The organism is Pseudomonas sp. SDO5532_S415, assembly GCF_054071155.1.
Map to the genome: position 1 here is coordinate 1 of NZ_JBSVWS010000193.1, position 10,112 is coordinate 10,112.

The following is a 10,112-nucleotide window of genomic DNA, read 5'->3' on the forward strand; positions in this document are numbered from 1 at the left end:
ATAAGACCTGAGTTATTCACAGGTCCAATGTGGGAGCGAGCCTGCTCGCGAAGAGGCCTTGTAAAACAACACATCTGTATCTGGCTCACCCCGGTTAAACCTTCCCGCACCGCTCCATCCTTGATCCAGCTCCCACGCAGGCCTACTCTAGCGCCACGCAATCGTTTCACTCCTCTCCTTGCAGCACCGCTCCGCCCTCACTCCATACCAAGGAGGTTCCCGAATGTTCGATTTCCACCCCCAGCTCAAGCAGCGCTTCGCTGCCTTGCGCACGGGCGCTGAATTCTTTTCCCTGCGTTATGTGCGCGAGTCCGGCCAGTACCTGTCGGTGCGCAAGAACGTGGCGGAACCGCCGAGCCTGCGCCGTGACGAAGGCGCGATGCTGACCGTACGGGTCAACGGCGTCGAAGCCTATGCCGCCACCAATGACCTGTCGCAACAGGGCTTGCAGGCCGCCCTCGAACGCGCCGAACAGCAGGCCCGTCGACTCAAGCCCCACGCCTTGCTGGACCTGCGCGAACAAGCCGTGTCCAGCGACCGCGCCGACTACTTCTCGCCCAACCTCGACCAGCCGTTCCCGTCCCTGAGCGATTGCTATCAACTGCTCGGCGCCGAATCCGCCGCCGCGCCCAAGGACGAGCGCCTGGTGAACTGGCAGGTGAGCATCGGCATCACCCACGTCGAGCAGATCTACCTCAATACCGCAGGCGCCGAACTGCGCCAGGCACAGCGCTTCGTCTATCCCGGCCTGGAAGTCACCGCCTACGACGGCAACGACAGCCAGACCCGCACCTTGGGCCGCGAGAACTTCGGCCAACAGGGCGGCTTTGATGTAATCAGTCGCTGCGGCCTGTTCGGTGCCGGCCCGAAAATCGCCGATCAGGCGCTGCAATTGCTGCTGGCGCCGAACACCCCACAAGGCCCGCGCGACCTGCTGCTGATGCCCGACCAGATGATGCTGCAGATCCACGAATCCATCGGCCACCCGCTGGAACTGGACCGCATCCTCGGCGACGAGCGCAATTACGCCGGCACCAGTTTCGTCACTGCCTGCGACTTCGGCAGCCTGCAATACGGTTCGAAACTGCTCAACGTGACCTTCGACCCGGACATTCCCGAACAGCTCGCCAGCTACGGCCATGACGACGACGGCAGCGCCGCCAGCAAACAATTCCTGATCCGCGAAGGCCTGTTGCTTCGGCCATTGGGCGGTGCGCTGTCGCAATTCCGCGCTGGACTGGACGGCGTCGCCAACAGCCGCGCCTGCGGCTGGAACCGTCCGCCGATCGATCGCATGGCCAACCTCAACATCGAGCCGGGCGATCAACCGCTGGAACACCTGATCGGCAACATCGAACACGGCATCCTGATGAGCACCAACCGCTCCTGGTCCATCGACGATGCGCGCAACAAATTCCAGTTCGGTTGCGAATGGGGCCAGTTGATCGAGAACGGCGAACTCAAGGGCGTGGTGAAGAACCCGAATTACCGGGCGATTTCCGCGCAGTTCTGGAAGAGCCTCAGCGCTGTCGGCGATGCCGGCACCGTCAAGGTCCTTGGCACCCCGAACTGTGGCAAGGGCGAGCCGAACCAGGTGATCCGCGTCGGCCATGCGTCACCGGCCTGTGTGTTCAGCAATGTTGATGTGTTTGGGGGAGACGCCTGATGAGTACGTCCAAAGCTCAAGCCGAATCGTTCAAGGCCTTGGTCAACGGCTTGCGCGAAGCCTTGCGCGAACCGGAACAGTTCACCCTCGGCTATGCCGCCGAATCGTCGGCCTTCGTGCGTTTCAACCACGCCAAGGTGCGCCAGGCCGGGCAGGTCCAGCAGGCGAGCCTCAGTCTGAAACTGATCAACGATGGCCGTCACGCCGACCTCGACATCACCCTGTCCGGCGATCCGCAGGTGGACCGACAACGCCTGGCCGAAGGCCTGCAACAATTGCGCGAAACCCTGCCGCTGCTGCCGCAAGACCCCTATCTGCTGCTCAACTACAACGGTTGGCAGAGCAAGAATGTTCAAGAGCATCCACTGCCGGATACCGAGCAAGTAGTCGCCGAAATCACCCGCGCCGCCGAAGGCCTGGACCTGGTCGGTTTCTACGCGGCAGGTCCGATCAGCCGTGGCTTCGCCAGTTCCGCCGGGGCATTCGGCTGGCATCAGGCCAACAGCTTCAACTTCGACTTCAGCCTGTTCCATGAAAACGGCCAGGCCGTGAAGGCCAGCTACGCCGGGCACGACTGGAGCAATGAGGGTTTTGCCAAGCGCTTCCAGCAGGCCCGCGAGCAGCTTGACTACCTGGGGCGACCAACGCGCACCCTGGCGCCGGGTCAATACCGCGCTTACCTGGCGCCGGCCGCGCTGGAAGAAATCATGGGCATGCTGTGCTGGGGTGGTTTCTCGGCGCAGTCGATTGCCAGCAAGAGCAGCCCGCTGCAGAAGCTCTATGGGGGTGATCAAAGCTTCAGCCCGCTGGTGTCGCTGGATGAAAAAGTCAGTGGTTCGTTGAGCCCGGCGTTCTCCGACGAAGGCTATCCGCGCAGTGATCTCAAGTTGATTGTCGAAGGCAGGGCCGGCGCGCAACTGGTCGGCTCACGCAGCGCCGCCGAGTATGGCCTGACCGCCAACGGCGCCAGCGGCGGGGAATCGCCGAACGCCTTGAACATGCAGGCTGGGGCGCTGCCGGAGGCGGACGTCCTCAAGCAACTGGGCACCGGTTTGTACATCAGCAACCTGTGGTACCTGAATTTTTCGGACCAGCCGGGGGCACGCATGACGGGCATGACCCGCTTTGCGACCTTCTGGGTCGAGAACGGCGAGATCCAGGCACCGGTCAGCACCATGCGTTTCGATGACAGTGCCTACAGTTTGCTGGGCTCGCAGCTGGAAGCGCTGACCGCCGAACGCGAGTTGCTGTTGTCGGCCAGCACCTACAGCCAGCGGGCAACGGCGTCGGCGTTGTTGCCGGGGGCACTGGTCAGCCGGCTGACCTTGACCCTGTAAACACAAATCCCCGGGGCTCCGGGGATCCTGTGGCGAGGGAGCTTGCTCCCGCTGGGCTGCGCAGCGGCCCCAAAACAAGCAACCACGGAACATCTGACACACCGCGTACAGCGGATTTACGACTGCTTCGCAGCCGAGCGGGAGCAAGCTCCCTCGCCACAGAGTTTACTGCCAACCCTGATTCAGCGTTAACAACCGGAATGAGGTCCCATGCCCAACCGCCCGCCTCTCGACCCTGTCACCGCCCGCTGGGTGCCGTGGGTCGTCGCCATTGCCTTCTTCATGCAGTCCCTCGACGGGACCATCCTCAACACCGCCCTGCCGGCCATGGCCGCGGACCTGGCGGAAGACCCGCTGCGCATGCAGGGCGTGATCATCGCCTACATGCTCACGGTCGCGTTGCTGATCCCCGCTTCAGGCTGGATCGCCGACCGTTTCGGCACCCGGAAAATCTTCTTCGGCGCCATTTTGCTGTTCAGCCTCGGCTCACTGCTTTGCGCCATGTCGAACAGCCTGACCCTGCTGATCGGCGCCCGGGCGATCCAGGGGCTGGGCGGCGCGTTGATGCTGCCGGTCGGGCGGCTGGTGGTGCTGCGCGCCTACCCGCGCTCGGAGCTGGTGCGCATCATGGGTTTCATCACCATCCCTGGCCTGCTGGGCCCGTTGATTGGCCCGACCATGGGCGGGTGGATGGTCGAATACCTGACCTGGCACTGGATCTTCCTGATCAACCTGCCAGTGGGAGTAGTCGGTTGCTACGCCGTGTGGAAATTCATCCCGGACCTGCGCGGCTCCGAACGCACCCGTTTCGATAGCCTTGGCTTTGTGCTGTTCGGGGCGGCGATGATCCTGATCACCATCGCCATGGAAGGCCTGGGCGAACTGCATTTACCGCACCTGCGGGTGATGTTGCTGCTGTTCGGCGGCATGGCTTGCCTGGCGGCTTACTGGCTGCGCGCAGGGCATATCGACAATCCGTTGTTCGCACCGTCGCTGTTCAAGACCCGGACCTTCGCCGTCGGCATCCTCGGCAACCTGTTCGCCCGGCTCGGCAGCGGCGCCCTGCCCTTTCTGGTGCCGTTGCTGCTGCAAGTGGCGCTGGGCTATTCACCGTCACAGGCCGGGATGAGCATGCTGCCGCTGGCCGCGGCGGCGATGATCGCCAAGTGGGTGGCACGACCGCTGATCGAGCGCCTGGGCTACCGCATTGTGCTGACCGGCAATACCTTGGCGCTGGGCATCATGCTGGCGAGCATGGGCCTGGTCAGCGAGCAGACACCGTACTGGCTGCTGCTGTGCCTGCTGGCGATCCTCGGGGCGATCAACTCCTTGCAGTTCACCGCGATGAATACCGTGACCCTGATCGACCTCGACGACGCCAGCGCGAGCAGTGGCAACAGCCTGCTGTCGGTGGTGGCGCAATTGTCCCTGAGCCTGGGGGTGGCCTGTGCCGGAGCGCTGCTCGGCGGGTTCACGGCACAGATCGGGAACGATGGCGTTCAGACCGTTTTGGGCGCCTTTCAGCTGACGTTCGTGACCGTTGGCATCATGGCGATGCTGGCGGCGACGATCTTCTCCCAGCTGTCGCGGGAAGACGGACGGCGCGTCAAACGTCCGGAAGAACACATCGAACATTGAGGAGAACATTTGTGGCGAGGGGATTTATCCCCGTTGGGTTGCGAAGCGACCCCAGTGCCCCATCAGGCGAACCGTGCACACAGGTTTTTGCGACGGCTTCGCCGCCGAACGGGGATAAATCCCCTCGCCACAGGTTTGCGTTCGTCCAGAACTTTCGAGGAAAGTGGCCAGAGGCTGGTACACTGCGCGACATTTTGTTTTGCAGGCCAGTCCCGTGACCACCATCGCCACCGCTTTTAATACTTTGCCGCTGTCCGCCGCCATGCTGGCTAACCTCGACTCCCTCGGTTATGCCCAGATGACGCCGATCCAGGCGCAAAGCTTGCCGGTGATCCTCAAGGGGATGGACTTGATCGCCCAGGCCAAGACCGGCAGCGGCAAGACCGCCGCCTTCGGTATCGGCCTGTTGAACCCGATCAACCCGCGTTATTTCGGTTGCCAGGCGCTGATCCTGTGCCCGACCCGCGAGCTCGCCGACCAGGTCGCCAAGGAAATCCGTCGCCTGGCCCGTGCCGAAGACAACATCAAGGTCCTGACCCTGTGTGGCGGCGTGTCTCTCGGCCCGCAGATCGCTTCGCTGGAACATGGCGCACACATCATCGTCGGCACCCCGGGACGCATCCAGCAGCACCTGCGCAAGGGTTCGCTGGTGCTCCATGGCCTGAACACACTGATCCTCGACGAAGCCGACCGCATGCTCGATATGGGTTTCTACGATTCCATCGAAGAAATCATCATGCAGGCCCCGGAACGTCGCCAGACCCTGCTGTTCTCCGCCACTTACCCGGTGGGCATCAAGCAGCTGGCCTCGAAGTTCATGCGCAACCCGCAGCAAGTGAAGGCCGAGGCGTTCCACGACGACACCCAGATTGAGCAGCGCTTCTACGAGATCTCCCCGGAAGAGCGCATGAGCGCGGTGACCAAAGTCCTGGGCCACTTCCGTCCAGCGTCCACCGTGGCCTTCTGCTTCACCAAGCAACAGGTTCAGGAAACCGTCGATCACCTGACCGCCAAAGGCATTTCCGCCGTCGGCCTGCACGGCGATCTGGAACAGCGTGACCGCGATCAGGTACTGGCGATGTTCGCCAACCGCAGCACGTCGGTACTGGTGGCCACCGACGTCGCGGCGCGCGGCCTGGACATTGACTCCCTGGACATGGTGATCAACGTCGAGCTCGCCCGCGATTCGGAAATCCACATCCACCGCGTCGGCCGTACCGGTCGTGCCGGCGAGAAAGGTATCGCCATCAGCCTGGTCGCGCCGTCCGAGGCGCAGCGTGCACAAGCCATCGAACAATTGCAGAAGACGCCGTTGACCTGGGATCAGGTGGACAACCTCACCTCCAAGGGCGGCGGCCCGCTGCTGCCGCAGATGAGCACCCTGTGCATCGCTGCCGGCCGCAAGGACAAGGTTCGTCCAGGCGATATTCTAGGAGCATTGACCGGTGACGCCGGGATCCCGGGTGCCCAGGTCGGCAAGATTGCGATTTTCGATTTCCAGGCCTACGTGGCCGTGGAACGTGGCGTCGCCAAGCAGGCCCTGCAGCGCCTGAACGACGGCAAGATCAAGGGCCGTTCGTTGCGCGTGCGTATTTTGTAAGCGATCTTCCAACCTACGAAGATCCCCTGTGGGAGCGAGCCTGCTCGCGAATGCAATCTGTCAGTTGGCCCATGGTTGACTGACACACCGCTTTCGCGAGCAGGCTCGCTCCCACAGTTTGTTTTGTGGTGAACACTGAGAGGACACCGTTTTGCGCTCTACCGAAGTCGTGATCATTGGCGCTGGCGCCGCAGGGTTGATGTGTGCGCTGACCGCCGCCGGGCGCGGGCGCAAGGTGCTGTTGCTCGACCACGCCAACAAGGCTGGCAAGAAAATCCTGATGTCGGGCGGTGGTCGCTGCAATTTCACCAACATGTACACCGAACCGGGCAATTTCCTCTCGCAGAACGCGCATTTCTGTAAATCCGCCCTGGCCCGCTACACCCAGTGGGACTTCATCGGCATGGTCGCCAAGCACGGCGTGCCGTACCACGAGAAAAAGCTCGGCCAGTTGTTCTGCGATAACAAATCCAGCGACATCCTCGAAATGCTCCTCGATGAGTGCAATCAGGTCGGCGTCAGCCTGCACCTGGACACCTCGATCCAGACCATCGAAAAGCTTGAGAAAGGCTATTTGCTGGATACCACGATGGGGCAGATCACCTGCGAGTCCCTGGTGATCGCCACCGGTGGCCTGTCGATTCCGACCCTGGGCGCCACCGGCTTCGGCTATCAGGTAGCCAAGCAGTTTGGTCACGACCTGCTGCCGACCCGCGCCGGCCTGGTGCCGTTCACCATCACCGATCAGCTCAAGGCGCTGTGCACCGAACTGTCAGGTACATCGGTGGATTGCCTGGTCAGCTGCAACGACCAGAGTTTCCGCGAGAACATCCTGTTCACCCACCGCGGCCTCAGCGGCCCGGCGATTTTGCAGATTTCCTCGTTCTGGGAATCAGGCGATACCGTCGAAATCAACCTGATGCCAGACCACGACGTGCCGACCTGGCTGCAACAACAGCAAGCCGAACGCCCCAACAGCGAGCTGAAAACCCTGCTCGGTGAAATCTTCACCAAGAAGATGGCCAACCTGCTGGCGGATAACTGGTTTGTCTCCAAACCGATGAAGCAATACACCCACGCGGAACTGGCGGACATCGCCGAAAAACTGGCGAGCTGGAAAGTCGTGCCGGCCGGTACCGAAGGCTACCGCACCGCCGAAGTGACCCTGGGCGGGGTGAATACCAACGAGGTCTCATCCAAGACCATGGAGTCGCTGAAAAGCCCAGGGCTTTATTTCATCGGCGAAGTGCTGGACGTGACCGGGCATCTGGGCGGGTTCAATTTCCAGTGGGCGTGGGCTTCGGGTTACGCGGCTGCGCAGTACATCTGATACCTCATTTCTCTAATGTGAAATGCAATCACTGTGGGAGCTGGCTTGCCAGCGATGAGGTCAGTACATCCAACAACTTTGTTGACTGTCAGACCGCTATCGCTGGCAAGCCAGCTCCCACAGGTTTCTTGGCCTGCCTGAAAAATGGAGGCGGGCATTGTTCGGTAAAGGAACAGATTTTGCTGTCAGATGTGATCGCCGCCATTGCGTCGGCGTCATTACTGGCTCAATTTAGCGGCATCGCCTCGGAAGGCCTTCGCATTTCATGTCATCGACCTCGTTCAGTCAGTCTCTGCGTCGCCTTTGGGCGCTGGATAAATTCAGCTACAGCGTGCGGGTGTTCATCGCCCTGACCGGTACCATGGCGCTGTGTTGGTATCAGGATGAAATGGGGCTGCTGATCCCGTTGTTCCTGGGGATTATCGCCAGTGCCCTGGCCGAGACCGACGACAGTTGGCAAGGCCGCCTCAACGCGCTGGCCGTGACGCTGGTGTGTTTCCTGGTCGCCGCGCTGTCGGTCGAACTGCTGTTCCCCTACCCCATCTTTTTCATCATCGCCTTCGCCCTGGCCGCCTTCTGCCTGACCATGCTCGGTGCCTTGGGCGAACGCTATGGCGCGATTGCCTCGGCGACGCTGATTCTGTCGGTCTACACCATGATCGGCGTGGATCAGCGCGGCGGCGCGGTGACCGATGTCTGGCATGAGCCGGTGCTGCTGGTGGCCGGTGCGGCCTGGTACGGCCTGCTCTCGGTGTTGTGGCAGGCGCTGTTTTCCAATCAACCAGTGCAGCAGAGCCTGGCGAAACTGTTCCGGGAGCTGGGTTATTACCTGAAGTTGAAGTCGTCGCTGTTCGAACCCGTCCGGCAGATGGACGTGGAAGCACGGCGACTGGAGCTGGCCCAGCAGAACGGTCGCGTGGTCGCCGCACTCAACGCGGCCAAGGAAATCATTCTCCACCGCGTGGGCAACGGTCGCCCGGGCTCGAAAGTCAGCCGCTATCTGAAGCTGTACTTCCTCGCCCAGGACATCCACGAGCGCGCCAGTTCCTCGCATTACCCTTACAACGCCCTGGCCGAAGCGTTCTTCCACAGCGACGTGCTGTTCCGCTGCCAGCGCCTGCTGCGTCAGCAGGGGAAAGCCTGCCGGGCGTTGGCCGAGTCGATCCAGATGCGCCAGCCGTTCGTTTATGACGCCAGCTTCGCCGAAGCCCTGAGCGATCTGCACGCCTCCCTTGAACACCTGCGCATCCAGAGCAACCCGGCCTGGCGCGGCTTGCTGCGTTCGTTGCGAGCGCTGGCGGCGAACCTTGGCACCCTCGACCGCTTGCTCAGCGACGCCAGCAACCCCGATGCCCTGGCCGACGCGACCGACAGCAGCCTGCTCGACCGCTCACCCCGCAATTTCAAGGACGTCTGGGTGCGCCTGCGTACGCAACTGACGCCGACATCGCTGCTGTTCCGCCATGCCCTACGCCTGCCCCTGGCCTTGAGCATCGGTTATGCGATGGTGCATTTGATCCACCCGTCCCAAGGTTACTGGATCATCCTGACGACCCTTTTTGTCTGTCAGCCGAACTACGGCGCCACCCGGCGCAAACTCGGTCAGCGGATCATCGGCACCGCCATCGGCCTGACCCTGGCCTGGGCGCTGTTCGACCTGTTCCCCAACCCGCTGATCCAATCGTGCTTCGCGATTGCCGCCGGGGTGGTGTTCTTTACCAACCGCACCACCCGCTACACCTTGGCGACGGCCGCGATCACCCTGATGGTGTTGTTCTGTTTTAACCAGGTGGGTGACGGCTACGGTCTATTCCTGCCACGGCTGTTCGATACCTTGCTCGGCAGCCTGATCGCCGGTCTCGCGGTATTCCTCTTCCTGCCGGACTGGCAGGGCCGACGCCTGAACAAAGTGCTGGCCAATACCCTGACCTGCAACAGCATTTACCTGCGCCAGATCATGCAGCAATACGCTGCCGGCAAGAGCGACGACCTGGCTTATCGCCTGGCCCGGCGCAATGCGCACAACGCCGATGCGGCGCTGTCGACCACCCTGGCCAACATGCTGATGGAACCGGGGCATTTCCGTAAGGAAGCGGATGTGGGGTTCCGTTTTCTGGTGCTCTCGCACACGCTGCTCAGTTACTTGTCAGGCCTGGGCGCGCACCGGGAAACCCAGCTGCCGTCGGATGTACGCGAGCATTTGATCCAGGGTGCCGGCGTGAAACTGGCGGTCAGCATCGACGAAATCGCCCAGGGGCTGGCCAGCAAATCCGCCATTGCGATTCAGAGCGATGAGGAAGAAGCGCTGGCCAACGAGCTCGAGCAAATGCCCGATGAAATCGATGAAGGCCAGCGGCTGGTGCAGACGCAACTGGCGTTGATCTGCCGGCAACTGGGGCCGTTGCGGACCCTGGCGGCGCATTTGATCAAGGATACGAGCGAGGATTGAGATTGGCGGCGTCGGATCTGGCGCCTTCGCGAGCAGGCTCGCTCCCACAGGGGAATTGTGTCGATCACACATTACGAATTCACCACTTAACA

At 62.0% G+C, this 10,112-nt stretch carries 6 protein-coding genes; all 6 read left to right on the forward strand.

Annotation, left to right across the window (positions count from 1 at the left end):
- The first annotated feature begins 223 nt into the window (after positions 1-223).
- The 6 genes from ACW9HW_RS26355 (at position 224) to yccS (ending at position 10,020) form a co-directional block, all read left to right on the forward strand.
- Positions 224-1,666, forward strand: a complete 1,443-nt coding sequence (locus ACW9HW_RS26355) for a TldD/PmbA family protein (protein ID WP_457402209.1) — start codon at positions 224-226, stop codon at positions 1,664-1,666.
- Positions 1,666-3,003 (forward strand): TldD/PmbA family protein, encoded by a 1,338-nt coding sequence (locus ACW9HW_RS26360; RefSeq protein WP_457402211.1) that lies wholly within the window; start codon positions 1,666-1,668, stop codon positions 3,001-3,003. The genes ACW9HW_RS26355 and ACW9HW_RS26360 overlap by 1 nt, the downstream gene beginning before the upstream one ends.
- 210 nt (positions 3,004-3,213) lie before the next feature.
- Complete coding sequence (mdtD, locus tag ACW9HW_RS26365) at positions 3,214-4,641, forward strand: multidrug transporter subunit MdtD (protein WP_457402213.1); 1,428 nt, start codon at positions 3,214-3,216, stop codon at positions 4,639-4,641.
- A gap of 262 nt (positions 4,642-4,903) precedes the next feature.
- Positions 4,904-6,241 carry an ATP-dependent RNA helicase DbpA gene (gene dbpA / locus ACW9HW_RS26370; protein WP_256590301.1) on the forward strand — a complete coding sequence of 446 codons (1,338 nt, stop codon included), beginning with the start codon at positions 4,904-4,906 and terminating at the stop codon, positions 6,239-6,241.
- 151 nt (positions 6,242-6,392) lie between these two features.
- The gene (locus ACW9HW_RS26375) at positions 6,393-7,571 is read left to right on the forward strand and encodes an NAD(P)/FAD-dependent oxidoreductase (protein WP_457402215.1); all 1,179 of its coding nucleotides are present in this window, start codon (positions 6,393-6,395) and stop codon (positions 7,569-7,571) included.
- 265 nt (positions 7,572-7,836) lie between these two features.
- The gene (yccS, locus tag ACW9HW_RS26380) at positions 7,837-10,020 is read left to right on the forward strand and encodes a YccS family putative transporter (protein ID WP_457402217.1); all 2,184 of its coding nucleotides are present in this window, start codon (positions 7,837-7,839) and stop codon (positions 10,018-10,020) included.
- Positions 10,021-10,112 lie beyond the last annotated feature (92 nt).

Coding starts and splice junctions, on each gene's coding strand:
- ACW9HW_RS26355 (WP_457402209.1), top strand. CDS start 224: ATGTTCGATTTCCACCCCCAGCTCAAGCAGCGCTTCGCTGCCTTGCGC.
- ACW9HW_RS26360 (WP_457402211.1), top strand. CDS start 1,666: ATGAGTACGTCCAAAGCTCAAGCCGAATCGTTCAAGGCCTTGGTCAAC.
- mdtD (WP_457402213.1), top strand. CDS start 3,214: ATGCCCAACCGCCCGCCTCTCGACCCTGTCACCGCCCGCTGGGTGCCG.
- dbpA (WP_256590301.1), top strand. CDS start 4,904: ATGCTGGCTAACCTCGACTCCCTCGGTTATGCCCAGATGACGCCGATC.
- yccS (WP_457402217.1), top strand. CDS start 7,837: ATGTCATCGACCTCGTTCAGTCAGTCTCTGCGTCGCCTTTGGGCGCTG.